Here is a 23,031-nt window from a genome sequence, read left to right as displayed (position 1 = left end):
TATTTTGATGAAATCTGTTATCCTTAATTTATAGTAATGTGACTAAAAGAGGGATAAATATGACAGAAAAGAAAAAATACCCCGGGTTAAATGATGAAGAAGTTTTACGCAGATTGGTACTAGGTGAGGTTAATAGAGCGATACCTTCAACAACACGCAAGTTAAGTCAAATTATTTTAGACAATAGTGTAACCTTATTCAATCTAATCAATTTGATTATGGCAGGCTTTATTATTTATACTGGAAGTTTTAAAAACTTACTTTTTCTAGGTGTTATTGTAACAAATACAATTATTGGAATATATCAAGAGTTGAAAGCAAAACGAAATATTGATTCTTTAAAAATTTTGCATCAAGCAAAAGTTGAAGTTATTAGAAACTATCAGACACAGACTATCAATCAAGACGAAGTGGTCAAAGATGATCTAATTTTAATTAAACGTGGTCAGCAAATTATTGTTGATGGAATAATCGTGGAAACAGAAGGTATTGAATGTGATGAGTCTCAAATTACTGGAGAATCCAATCCGATTGAAAAACAGAATGAAGATGAGGTATATTCAGGCAGTTTTGTTATTAGCGGCCAGGGGATTATGCAGGCTGTTGGAGTAGGAGAAAAGAGCTATTCTTATCAATTAACAATGGCAGCAAAACAAGACGCTGATATTTATAGCGAACTTGTACAAATGATGAAAAAAATAATTCGTTTATTAAGTTTTGTAATTATTCCCGTAGGGGCCGTTCTAATGATAACTAGTCTGCTTAATGGTACGCAGATTGATGAGGCAATTTTAGGTAGCACAGCTGCGACTTTAGGTATGATTCCTGAAGGATTAGTATTATTAACATCTGTTGCTTTAGCGGTGGGTGTGATTAAGTTAAGCAAGCAAAATGTTTTGGTTCAAACCATGGGATCTATTGAAACATTAGCTAGAGTTGACATACTATGTTTGGATAAAACAGGTACGTTAACTAGTGGTAAATTGAAAGTAATTGAGTATGAAGAATTTACAACGATTGTTAATAATATGACATTTGAAGTATTAGTCAGTCGCCTTGTTAGCGATTTGAATGAAGATAATGCAACAGGTCAAGCCTTAATGACGCATTTTATTAAAGATGATACGTCTCTTATTACTACTGGCCAGATACCTTTCTCTTCAGCACGAAAATGGAGTGCAGTATCATACCAAGATGTTGGTAGCTTTTATATGGGAGCCCCGGAATTTTTATTTAACTCTTATACGACTCCGCAACAGAAAAAGATGTCAGATGCGATGTCTCATGGTTTACGGATCATCTCTGTTGCACATTCTGCCTCTTCTGGATTAACGACAACTTTACCATCGGATTTGACTCTTGTCGGATTTATATTTTTAGAAGATGAAATTAGAGTAGAAGCTCCACAAACATTAGATTATTTTCGGAAGCAATCAGTAGACGTTTGTATTATTTCGGGAGATCATCCGGAAACTGTCAGTCAAATTGCACGTCGTGTGGGTGTTGCTGATGCGGAACAAAAAATTGATATGAGCCAAGTTCATGATAGCAAGATACCTGAGCTGGTTAAAGATAATCGTATTTTCGGCAGAGTGTCACCAGAGCAAAAAAAATTATTAGTCGAGGCATTACAAGCTGATGGTCATGTGGTTGGTATGACAGGCGATGGCGTAAATGATATCTTGGCATTAAAAAAATCAGACTGCAGCATTGTCATGTCAAACGGAAGTGATGCAGCAAAAGGAATTGCTGATTTTGTGTTGCTTGATTCAAATTTCGACTCTATGGTGAATGTGGTCTTAGAAGGACGTAAAGTTATTAATAATATTCAAAGGGTAGCCTCTCTATATTTGACAAAAACAATATATTCGATGATTTTAGCCGCTATCTTTATCTTTCTATCTACATCGTATCCGTTTCAACCGATTCAATTAAGTCCTATCAATTCGTTAACTGTCGGAATTCCATCGTTTTTCCTAGCTTTGCGTCCTAATACGGCACCAATAAAAGGAAAATTTTTAAAGAATGTCTTTGAACCGACATTAGCTAGTGGATGCAGTGTGGCGATTATGGCTCTTCTTATTGAAGTGTTTGGACGAATGAATGGTTGGAATTACGCTGAGCGCTCAACAATAACTGTTTGGTTGACTGGTGTTGTTTGTTTTACAGCTTTAATGTATATTGCTCAACCAATGACGTGGAAGATTAGGACAATGATTGCTGTACTGATTATGCTATTTTTAATGGTTTTCATTTTTGGTCAAACACTATTCTCTTTAGTGTCTCTGATAAATGTTAAATTGATGATTCTTTATATTCCGCTGACAATATGCGCTTATCCATTGTTTTACCTATTAAAAGGATTATTTCATAAGTTGTTGGGTAAATTAAATTAATATGGTAAAATGATTAAAACTTATTAATCTAAGGAGATGAACGTATATGTCACATGTATTATTTGGAACTAGTCAAATTACAGAAGACGGTCAATTGGAAATCGCCGGTTGTCTTGCCAGTGATTTAGCAAAAGAGTATGGGACACCGCTTTTTATTTATGATGTTGCTAAGATGAAAGAAATGGCTCGTGGTTTTAAACAGACATTTGACACATTTGGTACTCCACATAAAGTGATGTATGCGAGCAAAGCATTTTCCTGTAAAGCAATCTATCAACTTCTTAAAAATGAGGGCCTAGGTTTTGATGTTGTTTCTTCCGGTGAAATATTTACAGCACTAGCTGCAGGCATTGAGCCAAGTATGTTAGAGTTTCATGGCAATAATAAGACACCTGCTGAGCTTGAATATGCTATTGATTCGGCAGTAGGTACAATAGTGATTGATAACTTTAATGAATTAGACATTGTTAGTCGTTTGGTAAAGGTAAAAAATAAGATTCAGACGATCCTTTTAAGAGTGACTCCTGGAGTCGATGCACATACACATGATTATATTTTGACAGGTCAAGAAGACTCAAAATTTGGTTTTGATGTAAAAAGCGGTCAGGCAGCAGAAGCTTTAGTAAAAGCATTAGCAGATAATCAATTAATAGTGGCGGGCATCCATTGCCATATTGGTTCACAAATTTTTGATACATCTGGTTTTACTGCAGCAACAGAACAGATGATGTCTCTTTTAGTTGATTGGCGTCACCAGTATGATTATGTCGCGGATGTTCTTAATTTAGGTGGCGGCTTTGGAGTCCGTTATACCAAAGAGGATACGCCATTAGAACCACGGATGTATGTCGAAAAAATGATAAAAGAAGTAAAGAGATTATCTAAAGCTACTGATTATCCAATTCCTGAAATTTGGATTGAACCTGGGCGTTCCATTGTTGCTGAGGCAGGGACAACATTGTATACTGTCGGGTCACGAAAAGAGGTGGCAAATGTTCGAACATTTGTCGCAGTAGATGGTGGAATGGGTGATAATATTCGACCTGCTTTATATCAGGCGAAATATACAGGTCTATTAGCTGATCGAGCATATGATAATCCAACGGAAACTGTGACTATTGTTGGTAAATATTGCGAAAGTGGAGATCGGCTGATTGAAGATATAGAATTACCACATGCCAATACTGGAGATATTTTTGCCATGTTGACAACTGGAGCTTATGGTTACTCTATGGCAAATCATTACAACCGGAATCCTAAACCAGCAGTTGTATTTGTGGAAGATGGTCAAAGTCAGTTAGTACTTCGACGTGAAACCTGGGCTGATCTAATACTACTTGATAACGACTTAAAATAGAGATACAAAAGACAAAAAATTTAGACTTTGTTAATTTACAAACAACTACTTCTCGGGTATTATTATAGTGATTGAATGTCATGAGGAGGCAACATAACATGAGTGAAGAAAAATGGACAACTGAAGAAATAGGAGAAATCCAAGAAGATATAATGGCAGCATTAGAAACAGTTATTGATCCTGAATTAGGGATTGATATCGTTAATTTAGGACTAATATATGAAGTAAACTTAGCCGAAAATGGCTATTGTGAAATTAAGATGACCCTGACTACGATGGGTTGCCCGCTTGCAGATGTCTTAACCGAACAAATTCATCAAGCCGTTAAAGAAATTGATGCCGTCAAAGATGTGGATGTTAAATTAGTTTGGTACCCAGCATGGACGACTGATAGAATGAGCAGATATGCGAGGATATCATTAGGAATTAAGTAGCCAGTCATAGCAAGGGTTTGACAGTGTTTTTAACAGTGTTTCAACAGTAAATTTATATAAATACAGACAATAAGTAAGAAGTCCCACAGATCTTTACATTTGGGATGGACACCTCACTTGTTGAGCAACTAGACTTGCTTGCCTTTTAAATTTAAAAGGTGAGGAGGTCTTTTTTGTGTTTATAGAAATATCTTTAGCTGAGTTATTAGCTGAAATGGAACTTAATGACAGGTCTAGAGGGCTTACTTGTAGAACTATTGCAAAGAATAATAAAGTTTTAAGGATGTTTTTTACTTACTTAGATGAGCATTTTGGAATCACAAAAGTATCAGAAGTTAAACCAGTACACATAAAGCAATTCATGGTGTTTAAGAATGACAGTGGTGCAGCAGAGTCTTATGTCAATGTATTTCTAAGATGTATTAGGGCATTATTTAGTTTTGCAGTTGATGAGGAGTACATCCTTGAAAAGAATAATCCTGTCACTAAAGTTAAGTGGATGAAAGAACAGAAAAAACAGGTTAGGGCATGGTCTGATAATGATGTCATTAAAATGGTTAATCATACTCAGAGTAAAACTAAGGAGACTAAGAAAAAAGTCACAAAAAGCAGGGGTCATATGTCATGGTTTGTGGCTGAAAGGAATAGACTCATGATTTTGTTACTTGCAGATACAGGAATTAGAGTGGGGGAGCTGACTAATCTGAGAGAGACTGACATCACAGACAGGGCTGTCTATATTAACAGAGGAAAGGGAAAAAAGGATAGGAGTGTCTACTGTTCACCTCTTGTTGCAAAGCAAAAAATTAAGTATGACAGAGCAAAAAAAATCTATTTTTCCAATAAAAATACTGCTTTAAAGAATGATTATATATTTGTAAGCAAGACAGGTGACAAGCTATCTGTTGATATGGCAGAAAGGTTTGTAACTCAAATTGGTTCTGATGCAGGTTGTGATCCATCAATTAGGATGAGCCCTCATACATTTAGGCATTATTTTACACAGAAACAACTTGATTTAGGGGCAAATATCTATGACTTACAGATTTTACTTGGGCATACATCTATAAAGACAACAGAGACTTATTTAAAATCAATAAGCTCAGATACAGTCCTAGAGAGGGGGATGGAAAAAAGCCCTCTCATGAATTTAAATAAAAAGTAAAGAAGATTACAAAATTTCAAATTAATTACAAAAAATACAATATTACAAATAAATTACATAAAAAAATACCAATAAAGAGGAGAAATAAAAATGAAAATTGAATTAACAGGAAAAGAAAGAATACAAGATGCAATGTTATTGGAGACTGTAAAAGTAAGTCTGGATAGTTATTTAGAGAGTATTAAAAGTAAAGATGCTGAACTATACCACACATTAACTACTGAATGTGAAGAAATATTCATTGTTGGAGGCTCTATTGAATTGGCTTTTAAACTAAAAGGATATGAAGAACCAATGATGATTACTGATGATAATGATTTATATGATACTGACTCTCTTTTGACAGTTGAGCATGAGATTTTAAGCAACAACAGATAAATAAAAAAGCCTCCTGTTGGTAGCAGGAGACAAAATGACTAGATCCAACCACTATAATTGAATAAACCAGTCATATCTGAATAAACCAGATATACCTATTATAAAGGGCATCCCTCTTTTTTTCAAGGAGGGGGCATCTTTGACTGGTCAGCCACCTAAGGACTTTCTTTGGCTGTGGAAGTGTTAAAAGTAGTCAGTGAGCTACAACACAATGAGAGTGAGTCTGCTGCAGGACTGATCCAAAAAAACTGACAGGCAACAGATGGAATGAGATACATTCCTATGATAGTGAGTTATCTGTTGAGTTTCTCTGGGGAGTTACTACCAGACTATCAAAAAGGTGCAGGTGGGAGTCCTTTTGTGGGCTGTCTTTCCTGTTTACAGCTATACATGAGGGGTGTTTTTAAAGTCTTGACCTCTTAGGACATTATGATCCTGAAATAATCTCAAGGTGCTGTAATCAGGTTTCTCAAGGGCAAGGTGAGAGTGTAAAAGATGGCTAGTCTATACTAAAATTATTATTTAATGGCAGTTTTAGCACTTTTTTAGCTGTCTAAGGGTGGAGTCTGCCTAAAACCCTTTCAAGCAAGAGTTAAAACCTACATAAAGTCATTTATAGCCCTTGTATGGGCTTATATATATTATTATGACAATGGTATCAAGTTTCACATAAAGTATCAGAGACAACCAAAAAGAGGTTATTAAAAATTCTAGTCTATAAATGTATTTTTTTATCTTTTTGTTTTAATTAAGGTAAATATATATATATAAAAGATCATTTGTAAAAACTCCATATATTAGTGAGGAAAACAAGTAAAAAAAGTCATTCTAATTTCTTTTATATGATTAAGTAATCAATTAAATTGATTTCATTAGCTAGAGCATAATTAGAAACTTTAATTTTGCATTTTAACAATATAGTTATAAATATTGATTTAACAGCATTTCAATGTTTGTTTATGTCATTATGTTAAACTTCTTTACACTAAATACATACTTTTCTTTAAATCTTTTATTATTTTAGTAAATACTTAGTGTTAATATTTTTAACACTTTGTTATTACTTTTCACAAAATGGGTAGTCTTTGGACAGTATGCCCTGAAAGGGAAAGATTTTGTCTCTTTGTTCTTGTTTTATAAACATTGATATAACAGCCTTTCAATAGAATTTATTGTCAAAGTGTAACTTCTTTACACATGAAATACATGCATTTATATATCTTTATTTTTTTATCTTTAAAGAGTATTAGTGGGTAAAAAAGTAACAAAATGCAAAATGACATAGCTGCTTGTTAATAATAGTGTAACTTTTTTACTCATTTTACTTTTAATTGGTATGTTGTATGAACCATAAGTACAGACATATAACAGTATTACTTTAATACTATAAAAACAGTATATATATAAGTTGATTACAGTTCATTATTAAATATTGGACTGTTTTTTTGTGTTTTTATGTCACAAGGTATGTAGTTTGTTCCTATGTAGTAATATAAGGGGCTTGAGAGTTACTTTCTTATAACAAATAATCTTTCTTTTTTTTATTTTTCATTCTTCCAAACAAGTTCAAAGCTCAAGCCTCTTATCTCTCTTACTCTGCATAGCATAACTGGATAATGCACTGCACTTCTAATGCAGGTAATGTAGGTTCAAGTCCTACTGTGGAGGTTTACTAAAATACAATCTCATGGAGGTTTTTATATATGGCAACAGATAACAAAAAGAAACTAGGAATTGAAAAGTTAAAAGGTGGAAAAGGATGGGCAGTTGTAGATCTTAATAAGCCTTTCACTTCTTTTTCAAAAGTGTTGACTAAGGCAGAGGAAAAAGTTTTCAAAGAAACAAAAGCCTTGCCTGCAGGAGTAACAACAGAAACACAGTTCACACAGGTTGCAGTGGTTGCAAGTCATAAGGTAGCAGTTGCAATCAAGGATGGAGTGAAACCAGTTTATCCAGACAGAGACTTTGGTGTCTTTAAGTCTTTTGGGCAAGCTAAGAAAGCAAGACAAGTTGCAACAGCAACTGCTAAAAAAGAGAAAGGGAATTGAAATGACCAATAAAGAACAGGAATTTTCTATGTTAAACAGGGAAGAAATGTCTCCTGTTGTAATAAAAACTGAGCTTAGAGCTGAATATTTTGAGGATACTGATGAAATAGAGAATAACATATATTTATGTCTTTCTACTGATCAGCTTAGATCTGGTCTGATTAGAAACTTAGGTAATGATGAAGTTAAAAATAAAGGAGCATCAGCTGCAATCAATTTTGCAGTGTTACTGGTTATTGCAGCACATATGAATTACAAAGGAAAAGCATTTCCTAGCCAAAGAAGAATATGTGCAATGACAGGGTTATCCAGAACAACAGTGATTAAGTCTATTAATGATTTACAAGATATTAAGATTGGTGGAAAGCCAATTTTAAGGGTTACAAAAGAGAAAAATACAAGAAATTTTGATAAAAATAATTATTTTTTTGATGAAGTAGACATGCCAATTGATATTGAAACAGTTTTTGAATAAGAAATGATAGAAAAGAGGAAAAATAAATGACAGATATTAAATATAGATACAAGGCTACACCTAAATCAGAACAAGAAACAGTGATTATTTTTGATAGAGAGCTAAATCAATGGACTATAACTACAGATGTTCCTACTCATATAACTAAATATGGAAAAGTTGTTGACCCAGAAAAATCTCATTTTTATAAGGACTCTAATGACAGAGTTGTTTACTTATCAGGTGTATTTCCTGAGGATGTAAATGTAAGTGTGAGAGGAAAAAGGAAAATGACTGATGAACAAAGAGCTCAAGCTGCTGAAAGAATGAGAACTATAAATAACCAAAAAAAGAAAAAAATACAAGAAAATGTATAAAATTTTGACTGATGACTTGAAAAGTATCAATTTTTTTGCCCTTATAGATGAGAACTAAAAATGATCATAGGGGTGAGGTTGAATGTTAAGTAAAGAAAAAGAAGAACTGATTTTAAAAGAGTTTTGTCCAAGAAAATTAACAACTTATGAAATGGCTGAAATAGCAATATATTTAAAAAATACTTTTGCTATCTCACAAGGGAAAGTTGCTGAAAGTCTTGGTATAACAAGATCAGCTCTAAATTATTCAGTGAACAAACATAAAAAAGAAATTGAAGAGAAACAGGCTTACAAAGCTGAAAAATTAATTAAAATAAAAAAATAGGAGGAAACAAAAAATGAGTAGTGCAATTGAGCATGTAAAAAATGGCTTTAGTGAATACTTAAAAAATCAAGAAGATAAGAGAAAAAAAGAAGAACAATTTAAGGAGAACTTTCTTAAAGAGCCAGAGAAGTTTATTTTAGAAAATCAGAATGATATTTATATGGGAACAAATGGGCTAAGAATGGTGATTTTAGATATTTTAGGAGAACAATCAAAATTACAGTCTGAACTAGTTAAAGAGTTTGGAGAAAACAGATTTATTTCAGACTTTGCAGCTAAAGGATATGAAAAATCATTACAAGAATATCATAAATATCAAGATCTAATCCAATTAGTTAGAACTTTACAGCCATTTAAAGAAGATACTTTGGTAACTGTTATTGAAAGTGATACAGGAGATCAAAAGTCATTTACAAAAGAATTATTTAGAGGTAATAAAGATGACTAAGTTGACTTATAATGTTTCTGAAATTCAATTACCTGATGATAAAAAATTGGAAAGTAAAGTGACAGAGTTAAAAGAGCTAGTAACAGAGGTCAATGAGACAAAAGAGGGGCTAAAAAAGAAAACTGAGTCTCAGTTGCCAGTTGATAATGTGCCTAAAGATATTAAAACCCTAAAAACTTTAGTGAACAAGGTTACAGGCACTAGGAATACACTGACTCAAGCTGAGTTACATGAAAGAATACAAGTTGCAGATACATTTCTATATGAAAATGCTACAAAATTAGTAAGTGAGATTAAAAAGGAGTATGTTACTTACAAAAAAGAGGTTTTAGAACTATGGAAACTATATAAAGAGTATGCTTGCCTAGCAAATTTAGATCAAACATATGAAGTTAGTCAATATCTTAGATATTCAGTAGAAAAATATGTTTCAGAAATGACAGATATAGGTCATATGTTAAACAGTAATTTCTCACCATCAGATAGAATTAGTTGTTTTTTACCTGATAGTAAAATTTATATGGATCTAAAGGGTTTTGCTGATAATGTAGATGAGTATATTGTCTGAGTTAAACTCAGGGATCAGTTTTGCCAAAGGCACTGCATTCCCTTTCCTTTCACATAAAGAAAGGATAAACAGATATAAAGAGAATATGAAAATGTTTAAGGGTGAATATAAAGACATCTTTGATAAGTATAATTTTAACCCTAACAGCAATCTGTATGTGTCACTTAATCTCTCAGGCATCATCTGCAAGAAATCAGCAGATCTGTTGCTTGGTGAGGCTGTGCAAGTAAGTGCAGGGAAAGATGACCACTCAGATGAGCAGGTTGCTTTGGACAAGTTCACAGGTAACAACTATATGAATATCACAAATTATGAGTCTGCTTTGAATAATGCTATCAAAGGGGACTCTTTTTATAAAGTAAGATATGGACAGGAGTGGGCAGGAGAACTGCCTCAAGAGACTGATCCATCAAAAGTATTAATTGAGAACTTACAAGCAGAGCAGGTCTTTCCTGAGACCTTTCCTCATGACAAGAGAAAGATCAGAGTGTTTCATGTTTGTGTGCCAGTATATGATGGCAATGAGGAATCATGGATCTTAAAAGTTGAGAGTCATTTTGCAGGCAAGATTTTATATCACAGCCATAAGATGTCAGTTACTGAGACAGACAGATATGGATATGCTACAGGGTGGAAAATTGATGGACAGATTGGTCAAGTATATGAGGAATACACAGGCATCAACATGCCACTTGTCATCCATGTTCCAAACATTGCCACTGACTCATGGGAGGGTCAAGATGATCTGTCAGAACATAAGTCACTATTTGATGAGATTAACAACAGACTTTCTCAAATTGCAGCTATCTTGGATATGCACTCAAACCCTGCAATGGCTATTCCTGCAGGAGTCATGGAGGTTGATGATCTAGGCAATCCAATTTTTAATGTATCAAAAGAGAAAGTCTTTGAGATACAAGGGACAAATGAGATCCTGCCACAGTACATCACTTGGAATGGACAACTCCAAGAGGCATACTCAGAACTTGACAGATTGATTGATAATCTGTTGATGGCTGCAGAGATCCCACCTGTTGCAATAGGCAGAAAGGACTCAGGGACATCAGGAAACACAGGTCTTGCAATTAAGACAAGAATGATCCCACTATTGTCAAAAGTAAACAGAAAAAGACAATACTATGATAAAGCTTTAAAACAAGTTTATATGGTAGCACAGCAATTGGATAATGTGACAGGTGATGGAAAGTATATGCCTGTTGTTCCTATTCTACAGTTTAAGGATGGTTTACCAGTTGATGACATGGCAGAGGCAAACATTGCAGCAATTAGAACAGGCAGCAAGCCAACAATGTCACAGAAAACAGCTATCATGCAACTTAATAACATGACAGAGGAGCAGGCTGATGCTGAGATTGAAAGAATTACTCAGGAAACTGAGAGAGACAATCCACCTCAAGTGACTCCAAACATGTTCAATGAATATCCACAGTTTAACAACAGAGAGGAGACATCTGATCCTGTAGAGCCTGAGAGCCCTGCAGGGGAGGGTGTTTTTTAGTTACTAGATAATAAGAGGGGGAAATATAGATGAGTTTATCTTTAACATTAAAGGAGTCTTTAAAATTAACAACTGAAACATTACAGTCAGGAGTTATTGAGATTTTAGGTGAGGAGTCTAAGATCTTAGCATTATTGCCTTTTAAAGATATTTCTGGATCAGGGTACAGCTATAATATGCAGAAGAATATACCAGAAGTGAAGTTTAGAGCTATTGGTGAGAGTTATGATCCACAAAAAATTGAAATTGAGAATAGAGTTGAGACCTTAGCTATTCTAGGTGATGAGGCTATTGTTGACACTTACCAAGCACAAGTATTTTCAGATATTAATGATCTAATGGCAGTTGAGATTAGTTTAAGAACTAAAGCTCTTGCCAATACTTATGAGAAAACATTTTTATTTGGAGATTTAGAGAAAGATATTCATTCATTCAATGGTTTATCTAAAAGAGTTATTAGTAAACAAGTAATACAAAGCATGGGAGTAATAACTGATGATATTGATTTTGCAGTAGACATGATTCATGGAGAACCAAATGCAGTAATAATGAGTAAATCTATGAGAAGAACATTAACAAATAACAATAGAGGCTTAATCACTAAAGCTAGGAATGATTTTGGTGTTCAAGTGAAACAATATGGAGATATGACAATTGTTGATCTGGATGATGAAATGATGGGTGATGAGGTTAATAATATCTATGTTGTAAAATTGTCTGAGGACTCAGGTGTTTGTGGGATTCAAAATGGTGGTATCTTAGTTACTCCTTTAGGGAATGTAGGCACTTCACCTAAAGTTAAAACAAGGATTGAATGGTTTACTGGTTTAGCAGTTCTTGATGATAGAGCAATTGTTAAAATTATTTCTTAGAAAAAATAAATAGAGAGGGGGCTTTTAAATGGCTAAAGATTTAACAACACAACAACTTGATGCAATCACTTTTCTTGTTGCTAAGGACTTTTATGGCATGACTGACAAGCAGATTGCTGAAAAAGTAGGGATCTGCCCTGCAACTCTTTACAAGTGGAAGAAATTGCCAGAGTTTAATGATGAACTGGTTAACCAAGCAAGAGAGCTCAACAGAGCAACACTTGCAGATGTTTACAGCTTTATCAGAAAGACTTTGAACAATCCAAGAGCCAAAGAGGGCACAAAAGTCAAACTGTCAGAGCTTGTCATGAAGTCACAGGGAGAGTTTAGGGATGTAATAGACCAAAACATCACTGTCAATGATGAGAGATCTCTTGATGAGATTTTTGATGACTTAGGTGTGAAATAGAATAAAAAAAGGAGGGTCACTGTTTTTTTCAGTGGCTCTCCTGCTTTTTTTGTTGTTATCTGGATATTATTGGATCAATCCATGATCCTCTCTCAGCTGCAGCCACTCTTTGACCAGTTGCAAGTCCTCATCAGTTGCTGTCTTGAGTATGAAGTTCTTTGCTGCAGATTTCTTTGAGTTATATCTCTTTTGCTCAATGTTCTTTGCCTCATAGTTCCTGATAGCTCTTATCTGGGCATCTGAGGTCTTTCTCTTGTTACTGGTCACAAGTGTGCCCTCCTTTACATGAATAGTGTTACAAGTGAGATAATGAAAGCAGTCACTGAGATTGTCAGTGCTGCAATCAAGATCCATCTGTCAGATCCTTTTTTTCTGTTGTTTCTGTGTGCCATCTTGAGATCCATCCTTTCCTGTGTGATCCTTTTTTATTTAGTCATTCATGAGTATTATGTTATAATTTATTTAAAGGGGAGGGCTTAGAGCCCTGTTCCCTTATCCTATGTAAGCTTTAATGAGGTTAGTCAGTGCAGTTAATAGGTTGATTATGCCAGTAATCAGCAGTATCACTTTGACTGTTTTGTCCTCATTAGAGCTTTTTTTGTGTTTCTTTTTCTTACTCATGAACTGTTTCCCTCCTCTCTACTCTTTAATTATATAACACATGGCATATAAATGCAAGACTTTTGTGTAAGAAATGTTACACTTTTTTATCTTTTTATTGCTTTTCACTCCTTACAATCTCAGTCATATCAGCAACCAGTTTTTCAGTTTTAATGTGGGAACTCTACTTTTTAAGATGGATATTTCTGTGTAAATATTCAACAGTTTATGACCTGATATTTAACAGGGGGCATCATTTAAAACAGAGGGGATGCTCTTATATTTCAAGTATGTCACTGATGGATATAACAAGCAGTAAGTCCTCAGCAGTTGGTCAGTCATCTGTCTGTGAGACATCTCAACAGTGAAAGTGAACTGTATCAGTATAGGCATGCAGTAGCCATCAAGCCTTGATATACAAGTGTTTGTCTGTTGTGATACAGGTATGTGTCTGAGGTATCAGATAGAGAGTATCAGTCTGTGTGTATGTCTGTAAGTGTCTGAGGATGCTCTTAGTAAGCAGGAGACCTCTGATGACTCTATGACTCTATTTCAAGTATAGGGATAGGGGGCTGTATAAATAGGTAGGGGGTACTTTTTAAAAGAGGGGGACTGTATAGAAAGATAGAGAGAGGGGGGCTCAGTTAAAAGCAGGGGGCTCAGTTTTAAAAGAGGGGCTCTATATTTAAAGAGGGAGGGTTTCTTTCTGAGGGGCTCTGTAAGTTAAAAGGGAGAGAGAGAGTTACTGTCTGGCAGCCTTGCCTCCTGCTCAATGGGGTAAAACTTTTTATACTGTCAAGACTGAGGGAGGCAGAGGGGCTCAGACTCATCTGTTGTTTAATGTTATTTAATTATATGCAAGCTCAAGTCAACTAAGAAAACAATGAGGACTCAGAAACCTTGCTGTTATAAGCTTTGTATATTAGATGCATAATTAATGAATAAAATAAATTATTAGAAAGTTACTCATAGAGAGGTGAGTGCCTACAGCCTCAAGGGTTACAGAGGTTAGGTGGTAACTCTATCAACTAGGTAAAATAGGTATTATGTTAACCAAATATAGTTTTAATTGCATAAAAACACAAACAGTTTTTATTATTTTTGTTATTTAATCAGTTATATTTCAGTTGTTTTCAGACAGGAAAAAGCTCAATCAGAAGTGCAGGGGGCTCATGGTGGAGGGGGCATCAATATCTGGACATACTGTGACCCTAACAGATACACAATGGAAAAAACCTTTCCTTACAGGGGGAGTCAGTAGGGAGGCATAGGCAACAGGCTTATCAGTTAGAAAGAGCAACCTCAGAACTGTTGATATAGCAAGCTTTAAGTAACTTTGTTAAAATAATTAACACTAAATACAGACATATAACAGTATTACTTTATAATCAGCATGTAATGATGAGGACAAGTGGAGAGTTTAGATCTAAGTTGCTTACTCATGTTTTTTATTTGAGTAAAATTGATTAATCAAATAAAGAAGAATTAAGATAATTTCATGTAGAGTATTTGTGTTAAAACAAGGTAGATAATAAAAGATAAACATTCTATAATAAAATAGAGGCAGTTTGATTTCAGTAAATACAATTTGGAGTGATTAAATGAATGTTGATTATTTTCTTAGCAAAACATTAGATGATATATGGGAAATGGAACATGTTAGTTTGGGTGAGATTTCTGAGGAACAGCTATATTTGGACATTGAGAATGAAAAAATTAGATTTTTATTTGGATATTTTCACTTAAATTTTAATATTATGTTTGTATATCTAAATCAACAATCTGAAAAAGGAAAACAAAAAGACCCATTTGGTAGCTTTTATGTCCACTCTGCAGAAAGTCAAACATTTTATAGACTTTTAACATCTTATTTAAATTTTAGAAGAGCTCTCAAAGGGACTGAGAACTCTTTTTATATAGATGAGAAATATGATGAAATGCTTAGATATGTATATAATTTTCTAAATGAAAATGGAGCAACAAGTGTAGAAAATAAATATAAAACAATAAAAATTGAAGAATATTCTCAAATATTTTTTTTAGAAACTACAAAAAATATTTCATCTGGTTTGAACAGTGGTAGTAATCTTGATAAGACTTCAATAAAGTTACATGCTAGTGGTTCATATGCTAATGTTTATAAATATAAAGATCCATTCTATAATTGTCATATAATAATAAAATCAGCAAAAAAAGATCTGTCAGATGATGAATTAAAAAGATTTAAAAAAGAGTATGAATTGATGAAAAATCTATCATCACCATATATTGCAGAAGTTTATCAATTTGATGACCAGAAAAATGAATATTATATGGAGTTTTTACCCTACACATTAAAAAAATATATAAAAGGAAGAAATACTACATTAGATATTAAAGTTAGAAAAAGCATTATAAATCAACTGTTCTCAGCATTAAGGTACATACACTCAAAAGAGAAGTTTCACAGAGATTTATCAGTAACTAATATTATGATTAAACCTTATGATGATGGAACAGTTATCGCTAAAATTCTTGATTTTGGTTACTTTAAAGATAAAGATAGTGAATTGACTAGAGCAGAGACTATTTTTCAAGGTAGCTTGAATGATCCTAACTTAAAACTTAAAGGTGTAGATAAGTATAATATCCAAGATGAAATTTATGCATTTACACAAATTATCTTTTTTGTAATGACAGGCAGAGAAAATTTAAGTAATTTTAGAAATCAAAGTCAAAAAAATTTCTTAGAATATGGAATGAATGGAAATTTGAATAAAAGAGCTGAAAGTTTAGATGAATTACAAAAAAAGTATATAAGCACAGTATGGAATTAATTTAATAATCAAGGACTGTGACTCTTAATGGCTTGCAGTCTTTTTTATGTATTTCTTGGGATGGAGTGATGTTTCTATGGTAATCTGTGTAAACTTAACCACTTAATAATATTTAAAAGCAGCAGAGAGGCTCTCTATGAACTTAAATGTGACTTGTTGTATAAAAAAAGAGGCTGTTGTGTAGGTAGTCCCTTTAAAATCACTGTTGTTTTTCTGTTTGTTTCATGTTATATTAACTGAGAATAAAAGGTATCACATAAGTATTTATATAAAAGTTATGAACTGATCTCAACTGTTGAATGAAAAGTACCCTGCATGGACGACTGATAGAATGAGCAGATATGCTAGAATTTCGTTAGGGATTAAGTAGAGATAAATCAACGTTTGTAGATATTTTGGTTATAATTTGATGAGTAAATTACTCGCCTAGTGTGGTATCCAAAATGTATTTTTAGTGTCATGGATTACTTACTAAAAGAGTCAAATTTTGATTGGATTCTAAATTAAAATGACAAAAAATAATAAGCTCTTTCGTTAACTAATAAGTTAATGGAGGAGTTTTTTTGTTATGGAAAAATTAGAAGATTTATTGGAAGAAATGATGTTTAATGATAAAGCAAGAGGACTTTTAGCAAAGACAATAAAGAAACATCAGAAATTATTAAATTTGTTTTTTAAAGAATTAAATAGTGATGGAGTATATAAGGTAAAGGATATTACTCCAAAAGATATACGTAAATTTTTAATAAAGAAGTTAGAAGAAGGTAGTTCAGAAACCTATGTAAATAACCATTTACGAAGTATTAGGGCTTTTTTTAGATATTGTGTAGATGAGGAATATTTGGAATATGATAAAAATCTTTGCCTAAGAGTAAAGTGGGTTAAAGAAAGACAAGTGGTTGTTCAAACGTTTAACGATGAAGAAATTAAAGAAATGTTAGCTGTTGCAAAGAAACTAACTTTTTTTAATGGTTTTTACTATGGAAAAATGAAAAACACGGCCAAGATTGCTCCTAAATCTATCAACCCAGTTAAAGAAATACCTGGAAACAAAAGAATATCAAATACAGCAGATAGTTAAAAATCGAGAAAAAATTAATTTTGAAAGGTATCAAAGAATAAGATATTTATTTTTCTACGAAGAAACTTAAAAAATGGTTTCTCTAAAAGGAATATATCGGTTGGTTTTTTTCTTGTTTTGAAAGCAATAAGTAGGCTGATATTACTAGTAATATTAACTTTAAAAAAGAATCTTATTAAATAGATTCTCAAACAAATGATACAAATCTAAATCTACCATGTTCAAATATTTACAGCTTTATTCCTAGTGTATTTCCAACCTCTGTCATATTGATAAATTTGATTACCTTGATAATGAGCATAGTCAGAAATGTTTATATACTGATAATTCTGATAGTTAGTATTATATCCAAGTGCAGTATTGTAATCATAATGATAAGACTTAACAACTCTAGCGACGGAAGCAGGGATGGTTACAGAAATAAGAGCAACGGCAGCAAATAAAATAGTGTAACTTTTTTTATGTTAATCATTCTATTTTTATTTTTATATAATCTCACAATAAAGTACATCTATATATGTTTATAAAGCGTTTTATGTGTTTAATTTAATAACATAAAATATTTTTACGTATGGTAATATCATTATAAATATGGAATAATATTTACATAGGAGGGATTATATGTTAGAAATAGCTAATTTATCAATTACTTCACGAAAAGAAATTTTGAAAAATTTTACCTACACGTTTACATCAGGAAATTTGTATGGATTAGTTGCTGTTAATGGCGCTGGAAAAACAACATTTTTTAGAAGTATTACAGATTTAATTCCCCGTGATAGTGGCCAAATAAATCTAAATAAAAAACCAATATCACAAAATAAGTCTGATATATTTTATTTTGAAATATCTGAATGGTTAGATAAAAATGTATCAGGAAAAGACTATTTAAAATTTGTAAAAAAAGCATGGAGATCATCTAAGGATATTGAAGAAGTTATCAGTTATTGGGATATGAAAGAATATGTTAATATTCCAATAAAAAAATATTCATTGGGAATGAAACAACGATTACTCATAGCTATGTATACAGTGAGCGACGCTTCTTGCTTAATTATGGATGAGATAACTAACGGTCTAGATGAGCAAAGTAGAAAAAAATTGTTTTTACAACTAAATACACTAGTAAAAAGAGAAAATAAAATAATTATTATATCTTCGCACTATGCAGAAGATATTTCTGCTCAATGTGATTACATCTTAAGTTTTAATAATTGTAAATTGGAGGTGAAAAAAAATGAACTATTTTAGATTTCATTTAAAAGCTGCTCTAAAAAGTAAGTACACTTACTTACCTTTTGCGCTAGGATTAATTCTTATTTCAGTTTGTTTGTATTTTAATTCATCGAATTATAATACTACTGGACTAATAGCAAATCTAAATATGAGTAATACCTCTACAGAAAAAACTACTGAAGTATTAAAGAAGGAATTAGCATCTTTAGAAGATAAAAAATCAGTAGATTATGTAAATATAGAAAAATCAATTAAATATAATGAATATAGAATAAAAAAAAATAACGAAATTCTATCTTATGCTAAAAAAAATAACTGGTCGTCTGCATATAAAATTTTAATAGAAATAACTGAAGAAGATAAAAAAAATACAATTGATGATAAGAATGTATCACCAGAACTAAAAAAATCGATACAGCGTGATTTATTATTTTATCAAGAATTACAAAGAAAAAATATAGATTATCAAGATCCTGAATTTCCAACTAAAGGTATTACTTTTACTTTATGGATTTTAGCTCGTATTATCCCTGTAATGGTTTCAATCTTTATCATATTTATATTAACTCAAATATTTTCTAATATGTTCTATGAAAATATTAATAAATATTCTCTGCTTCCATATAGTAAAGTAAAAAATATGTCGAATAGTTTAACGTTGGGTGGAATTGTTAGTTTATTTATATTAGCAATTAACCTCGTTTTACCTTTTGGAATAGCCTCACTTATATTTGGAATGGGAGATTCCAATTTTCCAATACAATCTAGCAAAATTGGAGATAATAGCATTTATTTTCAAGATGCTAAAAATGTTATAGGCTTATCTATAGTATTATCTCTTCTAGCAGTGATATTCTGCATGTTAATGACATACCTAATTAATTATTTAATCAGGAATCAACTAACTTCACTATTTGTATCGTTACTGGTAATAATAGCGCCATTATTATTATTGAATACAGTTCAACCGCTTCAAAAAATAAGTCATTTATTACCGACAACTTATATAAGTAGTGTATCAGTAGTAACTGGTATTACTGCAGAACAAATAAATAATGTGAATGTCACTTTTTCGATGGGAATAAAAGTAACGATTGCGGGAATTATTGTTTTATTAGCAACAATATCATGTACGCAATTAAAATTAAAAAAATATTGATATAATCATATAATATAAGTTAATTACTCTATTTCGCTATGTAATTAAACGTTATATTCAATTGTGGATCATACGTTGCGATTGTTAAAATGGACTGTACGCTTGTTGTTTGAATATCTGAATGTCCTAACCGAGACTGAACATCTTTGATCGTTGCTCCAGGTTCAAAAAGAAGAGAAGCATGTGTATGTCTAAATCCATGTACTGTTATACTTTTAAAATCATCTTTACTATTTTTTCAATTTCATCTTGAATAACTAGTAACCACTTTCTCGGCTTAGTAATTGATAAAATATTATTAGATTCTGACCTGAAAATCAAATCGCTTTTCTGCGATGCATCTTTTTTCTTAAATGATTTTAAAAGATCCAGTGTTTTACCATCCATCTAAAGAGATTCTTCTGATTGATACTGATATTTTTGGTGTTTGGATATAGAGACCTGTTTCACGTCTGCTAACAGTTTTATTGATATTTAGTGTCTTATTTTTGAAATCAACATCTTCCCATTTCAAAGCTAACGATTCTCCTTTGCGTATGCCTGTAAAAACTAATAGCCTAAAATAAATGAAAGCACGGCGGTTAGTCATTGATTCTGCTACAGATAAAAAATTTTAAGTTCATCTTTATCATAGAAGTTTAAATCTTTATTTTCTTTAATTTTCTTTTGACGAATAGGTTTTCTGATTAGTTTAGTTGGATTTATTGTAATAACTTGAAATCGCATAGCGTAATCAAAAACAGTCCCAGCATAATTCTTTACTCCTCGTGCTTTAACTAATTTCTTATGCCAAATATTCATTTGGTCTTGTGCACTTAACACAGATTCTTTAAAATGGCTAAATTTAGGTGAGACCGGTTTTCAAACTGATGGTTATAACTTTAAAGAAATTGTTATGGCTAAATTTTAATAAACATAATACAATCATCTAAAAGGATAAGTAAGGAGATTGTAATGGTAAAACTTACTGTGTTAGATACCTTTTGCCAAATGTTTTTTTAACGAGTAAAATTAGGGTAATGTTAATGAGAATGTATGCTATTAAAATAGGTGATAATAGTTCAATACGTGGTGACTACACAGACCCATTCGGATATTTAGCTAAGATGGGCGTTAGCCGTCAACAGTTTGTTAAAGATGTAGCCAACGAAATATCTAGAGGAGGAAGTACAGTGAAAGTTAGAGACGATTACTATTCAGAAGGTAGTTACTTTGAAGCGCTATAAGATTTAAAAACATACTATCCAGACTGGAAAAATGTTGATAAAACTGTGCTATTGAGAAAGGGTACTAGATTCCCTGTTTGGAACATTCAAGTTACTCCAACAGGAACAACACACGCTTATGTTGCTGGTTTGACTGGAATGGTAGTCACATTAGCTAAGTCACACGTTAAACGAGTGTAGAGTAAAAGTAAAGTAGAGTAATCAAAAAGCCCTATCTCATTATGAGATAGGGTTATTTTTTATTCGACTTTAGCAGCAAGTATTTCAATTTCAATTTTTATTTCTGGTAAACCTAATGCAGAAATATAAGCGACTGTCATTGATGGATTGACATCAAAAAAGTTGTTCCAAACTTTGTCAAAATGCATCCAATCGATTTCATCTACTGACCAAATATTTACTTTCACTACGTGACTCTCATTTAGATTTTCGGATGCTAAAACTCGCTTAATATTTTTAAAAGTATTTTCAATTTGTTGCTTATGATTTTTCGGTATATTTCCTTCAAAATCTATCCCAATTTGGCCAGAAAAAGTATAAAGTGTACTATTTTTTGGAACAACAGTTACGTGACTGTACTCTCCTACTGGTGCAGGTACTGTGCTTGGGTTTTTTCTAATAATTTTTGTCATTTTTATTTTCCTCTATTCTTTTTTGTCTAACTTATGTTTTTTAGAGTGAAGTAGTTCACGTAAGTTAGACAATTTTAGAAGAAAACAGCGGTAGAATAACCAATTCCAAATGACAGAAAATTTAATGCTCGTTTTTTCATTGATTACATACCTCCTTATCTATTGAATCATAGCATAAAATTAATTAAAAATCATACCACACTTTATTTTCTTCCATTTCAACATGCCTTATCTGGCTAATCATTATTGGCGCATCATCAAGATATAAAGTTCCATCTTCATATCCTAGCACCATTCCGCTAATATCTTCCATAAAGTTACCAGTCATATCTTTCAAGTTCAACTGAACTGAAATTCTTTGCTGTTTCATGATGGCACGTTCGATTAATTCCATAATCTGTTCCTCTGACATTTGTTCCTTGCCAAATATTTCAAGATTACGATCTGATTCTTCATTCATAATGCTAGTTGTGTGTTCTGACAGGAAAAAACCCTGATATTTAACAATGCCTCTGTCTTTATAATAATCATTCAATCTAATCATACCGCAAACTCTCTCTCAAAACTCGATGGATTTCTAAGCGCCATTTTTTCAACGACTAACTGATTTCTACTATTATAATGTCCAAACACAGCTACCTCACTCTTACCATCTTCCAGGAACATCAATCGATTTCCTAAACTTCTGTCATGAACAATACAATTTACTACAATATCATTATCAATAATTGAGAATCGAACAAGCATATCAGGAAACGACGACAACAATTTTATCTTATCTACAGTACCAGTCAGATTTCTACGCATATTCCTCACCTCGTATAATTTTAAGTTAATTATACGAATGTATGTTCGTTTCGTAAAGAGAACAAAATGAAATATTTCCTTAAAAATTAAGAATAGTGTTATTTTAAAATGCAGAAGAAAAAGCACGTCATTTTAAAAATTGAATACGATTTGAATACGATAGTATTTAATTTACCGAAAACTAGCGAAAATAAAAAAGCACTAAAACGTTGATTTATCAACATTCTAGTACTTTAAGAAATGTAGTAAAAACTACGGATGGAGGCGGCGGGAGTCGAACCCGCGTCCAAATATATTGCCACTTAGATATCTACGCTCATAGTTGTATCATTTGAAGTTTCACGCCGCTATATGCCATACAACCGGCCCTTAGCATTGCTAGTCTGATAATCTCTTTTAAACTTTACAGACGGAAAAGTTTAACGTATCCCACTTAATTTGAGACCCTTACTTGAGCACATGGGCGATGCCAAGAGGATCTTCACTCGCTGTTTTTAGGCAGCTAAAGCGAAAGTATTGTTTTCGTTTTTAGCAGTTATATTTAACTGTAACGTTTTAACGTAGTCGTAACCTACGAAGCGCAATCTAAGCTCAAACTATACCTGTCGAATCCATAACGCCCCCAAATTTTACAATCAAGCTATATTATTATAGCATATATTGAGATAAATACTCAAGTAATACAGAAAAGAAGCATCTATATTAATTAAGATGCTTCGATAAA

Annotated in this window: 28 protein-coding genes, 1 tRNA gene, 1 other RNA gene and 1 pseudogene; 21 read left to right on the top strand and 10 right to left on the bottom strand. The window is 32.5% G+C overall.

Going from position 1 to position 23,031, the window contains the following annotated elements; genetic code table 11:
• Positions 1–59: 59 nt before the first annotated feature.
• The 15 genes from CBF37_RS02150 (at position 60) to CBF37_RS02080 (ending at position 12,750) form a co-directional block, all read left to right on the top strand.
• Positions 60–2,396 carry an HAD-IC family P-type ATPase gene (locus CBF37_RS02150; protein ID WP_125983074.1) on the top strand — a complete coding sequence of 779 codons (2,337 nt, stop codon included), beginning with the start codon at positions 60–62 and terminating at the stop codon, positions 2,394–2,396.
• Positions 2,397–2,442: 46 nt separating this feature from the next.
• Positions 2,443–3,753, top strand: coding sequence for a diaminopimelate decarboxylase (gene lysA / locus CBF37_RS02145; RefSeq protein ID WP_125983073.1), 1,311 nt, complete (start codon positions 2,443–2,445; stop codon positions 3,751–3,753).
• A 98-nt stretch (positions 3,754–3,851) separates the two neighbouring features.
• Entirely contained in the window at positions 3,852–4,187 is a 336-nt protein-coding gene (locus CBF37_RS02140; RefSeq protein ID WP_125983072.1) for a metal-sulfur cluster assembly factor, read from the top strand.
• Between the two features lie 175 nt (positions 4,188–4,362).
• Positions 4,363–5,352 carry a tyrosine-type recombinase/integrase gene (locus CBF37_RS02135; protein ID WP_125983071.1) on the top strand — a complete coding sequence of 330 codons (990 nt, stop codon included), beginning with the start codon at positions 4,363–4,365 and terminating at the stop codon, positions 5,350–5,352.
• Between the two features lie 90 nt (positions 5,353–5,442).
• Positions 5,443–5,730, top strand: coding sequence for a hypothetical protein (locus CBF37_RS02130; protein ID WP_125983070.1), 288 nt, complete (start codon positions 5,443–5,445; stop codon positions 5,728–5,730).
• A gap of 1,594 nt (positions 5,731–7,324) precedes the next feature.
• A tRNA-Arg gene (locus CBF37_RS02125) sits at positions 7,325–7,398 on the top strand.
• Positions 7,399–7,433: 35 nt separating this feature from the next.
• Entirely contained in the window at positions 7,434–7,778 is a 345-nt protein-coding gene (locus tag CBF37_RS02120) for a hypothetical protein (RefSeq protein ID WP_125983069.1), read from the top strand.
• Position 7,779: 1 nt separating this feature from the next.
• On the top strand, positions 7,780–8,253 hold the full coding sequence (locus tag CBF37_RS02115; RefSeq protein WP_125983068.1) for a helix-turn-helix domain-containing protein: 474 nt from the start codon (positions 7,780–7,782) through the stop codon (positions 8,251–8,253).
• Between the two features lie 26 nt (positions 8,254–8,279).
• Complete coding sequence (locus CBF37_RS02110; RefSeq protein ID WP_125983067.1) at positions 8,280–8,609, top strand: hypothetical protein; 330 nt, start codon at positions 8,280–8,282, stop codon at positions 8,607–8,609.
• A gap of 82 nt (positions 8,610–8,691) precedes the next feature.
• Positions 8,692–8,934, top strand: a complete 243-nt coding sequence (locus CBF37_RS02105) for a hypothetical protein (protein ID WP_125983066.1) — start codon at positions 8,692–8,694, stop codon at positions 8,932–8,934.
• A 13-nt stretch (positions 8,935–8,947) separates the two neighbouring features.
• Positions 8,948–9,382, top strand: coding sequence for a hypothetical protein (locus tag CBF37_RS02100; RefSeq protein ID WP_125983065.1), 435 nt, complete (start codon positions 8,948–8,950; stop codon positions 9,380–9,382).
• A complete protein-coding gene (locus CBF37_RS02095; protein ID WP_125983064.1) occupies positions 9,375–9,950 on the top strand; it encodes a hypothetical protein in 576 nt (191 codons plus the stop codon). The genes CBF37_RS02100 and CBF37_RS02095 overlap by 8 nt, the downstream gene beginning before the upstream one ends.
• Positions 9,934–11,469, top strand: coding sequence for a phage portal protein (locus CBF37_RS02090; RefSeq protein ID WP_125983063.1), 1,536 nt, complete (start codon positions 9,934–9,936; stop codon positions 11,467–11,469). The genes CBF37_RS02095 and CBF37_RS02090 overlap by 17 nt, the downstream gene beginning before the upstream one ends.
• A 29-nt stretch (positions 11,470–11,498) precedes the next feature.
• The gene (locus CBF37_RS02085) at positions 11,499–12,341 is read left to right on the top strand and encodes a major capsid protein (RefSeq protein ID WP_125983062.1); all 843 of its coding nucleotides are present in this window, start codon (positions 11,499–11,501) and stop codon (positions 12,339–12,341) included.
• A gap of 28 nt (positions 12,342–12,369) precedes the next feature.
• Positions 12,370–12,750 (top strand): phBC6A51 family helix-turn-helix protein, encoded by a 381-nt coding sequence (locus CBF37_RS02080; RefSeq protein WP_125983061.1) that lies wholly within the window; start codon positions 12,370–12,372, stop codon positions 12,748–12,750.
• A gap of 66 nt (positions 12,751–12,816) precedes the next feature.
• Here CBF37_RS02080 and CBF37_RS02075 read toward each other — a convergent pair whose 3' ends face one another.
• Positions 12,817–13,017 (bottom strand): hypothetical protein, encoded by a 201-nt coding sequence (locus tag CBF37_RS02075; RefSeq protein WP_125983060.1) that lies wholly within the window; start codon positions 13,015–13,017, stop codon positions 12,817–12,819.
• A 225-nt stretch (positions 13,018–13,242) separates the two neighbouring features.
• Positions 13,243–13,371, bottom strand: a complete 129-nt coding sequence (locus tag CBF37_RS11840; RefSeq protein ID WP_276309125.1) for a hypothetical protein — start codon at positions 13,369–13,371, stop codon at positions 13,243–13,245.
• Between the two features lie 1,580 nt (positions 13,372–14,951).
• On the opposite strand from CBF37_RS11840, the gene CBF37_RS02070 reads away from it, so the two are divergent.
• The 4 genes and pseudogenes from CBF37_RS02070 (at position 14,952) to CBF37_RS02055 (ending at position 19,642) form a co-directional block, all read left to right on the top strand.
• Positions 14,952–16,166, top strand: coding sequence for a protein kinase family protein (locus tag CBF37_RS02070; protein WP_125983059.1), 1,215 nt, complete (start codon positions 14,952–14,954; stop codon positions 16,164–16,166).
• Positions 16,167–16,734: 568 nt separating this feature from the next.
• Positions 16,735–17,133: pseudogene (locus CBF37_RS02065) on the top strand (tyrosine-type recombinase/integrase); the annotation flags it as partial.
• 735 nt (positions 17,134–17,868) lie between these two features.
• A complete protein-coding gene (locus CBF37_RS02060) occupies positions 17,869–18,498 on the top strand; it encodes an ATP-binding cassette domain-containing protein (RefSeq protein WP_125983057.1) in 630 nt (209 codons plus the stop codon).
• Positions 18,485–19,642, top strand: a complete 1,158-nt coding sequence (locus tag CBF37_RS02055; RefSeq protein ID WP_125983056.1) for a hypothetical protein — start codon at positions 18,485–18,487, stop codon at positions 19,640–19,642. The genes CBF37_RS02060 and CBF37_RS02055 overlap by 14 nt, the downstream gene beginning before the upstream one ends.
• Positions 19,643–19,670: 28 nt before the next feature.
• Here CBF37_RS02055 and CBF37_RS02050 read toward each other — a convergent pair whose 3' ends face one another.
• The 4 genes from CBF37_RS02050 to CBF37_RS02035 are packed head-to-tail and all read right to left on the bottom strand — an operon-like array spanning position 19,671 to position 20,443.
• Positions 19,671–19,853: a tyrosine-type recombinase/integrase gene (locus CBF37_RS02050; protein WP_125983248.1), complete on the bottom strand. Its 183-nt coding sequence runs from the start codon at positions 19,851–19,853 to the stop codon at positions 19,671–19,673.
• Positions 19,850–20,029, bottom strand: a complete 180-nt coding sequence (locus CBF37_RS02045; RefSeq protein WP_125983055.1) for a hypothetical protein — start codon at positions 20,027–20,029, stop codon at positions 19,850–19,852. Before CBF37_RS02045 ends, CBF37_RS02050 begins: the two co-directional genes overlap by 4 nt.
• On the bottom strand, positions 20,019–20,231 hold the full coding sequence (locus tag CBF37_RS02040; protein WP_125983054.1) for a tyrosine-type recombinase/integrase: 213 nt from the start codon (positions 20,229–20,231) through the stop codon (positions 20,019–20,021). Before CBF37_RS02040 ends, CBF37_RS02045 begins: the two co-directional genes overlap by 11 nt.
• A gap of 8 nt (positions 20,232–20,239) precedes the next feature.
• Positions 20,240–20,443, bottom strand: coding sequence for a hypothetical protein (locus CBF37_RS02035; RefSeq protein WP_125983053.1), 204 nt, complete (start codon positions 20,441–20,443; stop codon positions 20,240–20,242).
• A 218-nt stretch (positions 20,444–20,661) separates the two neighbouring features.
• Between CBF37_RS02035 and CBF37_RS02030 the strand changes: the two genes are divergently transcribed.
• Both CBF37_RS02030 and CBF37_RS11835 read left to right on the top strand, forming a co-directional pair.
• Positions 20,662–20,868, top strand: a complete 207-nt coding sequence (locus CBF37_RS02030; protein ID WP_165866605.1) for a hypothetical protein — start codon at positions 20,662–20,664, stop codon at positions 20,866–20,868.
• A gap of 45 nt (positions 20,869–20,913) precedes the next feature.
• Positions 20,914–21,048, top strand: a complete 135-nt coding sequence (locus CBF37_RS11835; RefSeq protein ID WP_276309124.1) for a hypothetical protein — start codon at positions 20,914–20,916, stop codon at positions 21,046–21,048.
• Between the two features lie 59 nt (positions 21,049–21,107).
• On the opposite strand, the gene CBF37_RS02025 is transcribed toward CBF37_RS11835, so the two are convergent.
• The 4 genes from CBF37_RS02025 to ssrA form a co-directional block, all read right to left on the bottom strand.
• Positions 21,108–21,500 carry a RidA family protein gene (locus tag CBF37_RS02025; protein WP_125983051.1) on the bottom strand — a complete coding sequence of 131 codons (393 nt, stop codon included), beginning with the start codon at positions 21,498–21,500 and terminating at the stop codon, positions 21,108–21,110.
• A 184-nt stretch (positions 21,501–21,684) separates the two neighbouring features.
• The gene (locus CBF37_RS02020) at positions 21,685–22,044 is read right to left on the bottom strand and encodes a type 1 periplasmic-binding domain-containing protein (RefSeq protein WP_125983050.1); all 360 of its coding nucleotides are present in this window, start codon (positions 22,042–22,044) and stop codon (positions 21,685–21,687) included.
• Positions 22,041–22,307 (bottom strand): hypothetical protein, encoded by a 267-nt coding sequence (locus CBF37_RS02015; RefSeq protein WP_125983049.1) that lies wholly within the window; start codon positions 22,305–22,307, stop codon positions 22,041–22,043. The genes CBF37_RS02020 and CBF37_RS02015 overlap by 4 nt, the downstream gene beginning before the upstream one ends.
• A gap of 256 nt (positions 22,308–22,563) precedes the next feature.
• Positions 22,564–22,931, bottom strand: a transfer-messenger RNA (tmRNA) gene (gene ssrA, locus CBF37_RS02010).
• Between the last annotated feature and the right edge of the window lie 100 nt (positions 22,932–23,031).

It is taken from the genome of Vagococcus vulneris (assembly GCF_003950515.1).
Taxonomy (GTDB): Bacteria; Bacillota; Bacilli; order Lactobacillales; family Vagococcaceae; genus Vagococcus; species Vagococcus vulneris.
Note: the sequence above shows the minus strand (reverse complement) of the source record. Positions and strands in the feature narration are given on the sequence as shown.

Coding starts and splice junctions, on each gene's coding strand:
- CBF37_RS02150 (WP_125983074.1), top strand. CDS start 60: ATGACAGAAAAGAAAAAATACCCCGGGTTAAATGATGAAGAAGTTTTA.
- lysA (WP_125983073.1), top strand. CDS start 2,443: ATGTCACATGTATTATTTGGAACTAGTCAAATTACAGAAGACGGTCAA.
- CBF37_RS02140 (WP_125983072.1), top strand. CDS start 3,852: ATGAGTGAAGAAAAATGGACAACTGAAGAAATAGGAGAAATCCAAGAA.
- CBF37_RS02130 (WP_125983070.1), top strand. CDS start 5,443: ATGAAAATTGAATTAACAGGAAAAGAAAGAATACAAGATGCAATGTTA.
- CBF37_RS02120 (WP_125983069.1), top strand. CDS start 7,434: ATGGCAACAGATAACAAAAAGAAACTAGGAATTGAAAAGTTAAAAGGT.
- CBF37_RS02115 (WP_125983068.1), top strand. CDS start 7,780: ATGACCAATAAAGAACAGGAATTTTCTATGTTAAACAGGGAAGAAATG.
- CBF37_RS02110 (WP_125983067.1), top strand. CDS start 8,280: ATGACAGATATTAAATATAGATACAAGGCTACACCTAAATCAGAACAA.
- CBF37_RS02105 (WP_125983066.1), top strand. CDS start 8,692: ATGTTAAGTAAAGAAAAAGAAGAACTGATTTTAAAAGAGTTTTGTCCA.
- CBF37_RS02100 (WP_125983065.1), top strand. CDS start 8,948: ATGAGTAGTGCAATTGAGCATGTAAAAAATGGCTTTAGTGAATACTTA.
- CBF37_RS02095 (WP_125983064.1), top strand. CDS start 9,375: ATGACTAAGTTGACTTATAATGTTTCTGAAATTCAATTACCTGATGAT.
- CBF37_RS02090 (WP_125983063.1), top strand. CDS start 9,934: ATGAGTATATTGTCTGAGTTAAACTCAGGGATCAGTTTTGCCAAAGGC.
- CBF37_RS02085 (WP_125983062.1), top strand. CDS start 11,499: ATGAGTTTATCTTTAACATTAAAGGAGTCTTTAAAATTAACAACTGAA.
- CBF37_RS02080 (WP_125983061.1), top strand. CDS start 12,370: ATGGCTAAAGATTTAACAACACAACAACTTGATGCAATCACTTTTCTT.
- CBF37_RS11840 (WP_276309125.1), bottom strand. CDS start 13,371: ATGAGTAAGAAAAAGAAACACAAAAAAAGCTCTAATGAGGACAAAACA.
- CBF37_RS02070 (WP_125983059.1), top strand. CDS start 14,952: ATGAATGTTGATTATTTTCTTAGCAAAACATTAGATGATATATGGGAA.
- CBF37_RS02060 (WP_125983057.1), top strand. CDS start 17,869: ATGTTAGAAATAGCTAATTTATCAATTACTTCACGAAAAGAAATTTTG.
- CBF37_RS02055 (WP_125983056.1), top strand. CDS start 18,485: ATGAACTATTTTAGATTTCATTTAAAAGCTGCTCTAAAAAGTAAGTAC.
- CBF37_RS02045 (WP_125983055.1), bottom strand. CDS start 20,029: ATGGATGGTAAAACACTGGATCTTTTAAAATCATTTAAGAAAAAAGAT.
- CBF37_RS02040 (WP_125983054.1), bottom strand. CDS start 20,231: ATGACTAACCGCCGTGCTTTCATTTATTTTAGGCTATTAGTTTTTACA.
- CBF37_RS02035 (WP_125983053.1), bottom strand. CDS start 20,443: ATGAATATTTGGCATAAGAAATTAGTTAAAGCACGAGGAGTAAAGAAT.
- CBF37_RS02030 (WP_165866605.1), top strand. CDS start 20,662: ATGTTAATGAGAATGTATGCTATTAAAATAGGTGATAATAGTTCAATA.
- CBF37_RS02025 (WP_125983051.1), bottom strand. CDS start 21,500: ATGACAAAAATTATTAGAAAAAACCCAAGCACAGTACCTGCACCAGTA.
- CBF37_RS02020 (WP_125983050.1), bottom strand. CDS start 22,044: ATGATTAGATTGAATGATTATTATAAAGACAGAGGCATTGTTAAATAT.
- CBF37_RS02015 (WP_125983049.1), bottom strand. CDS start 22,307: ATGCGTAGAAATCTGACTGGTACTGTAGATAAGATAAAATTGTTGTCG.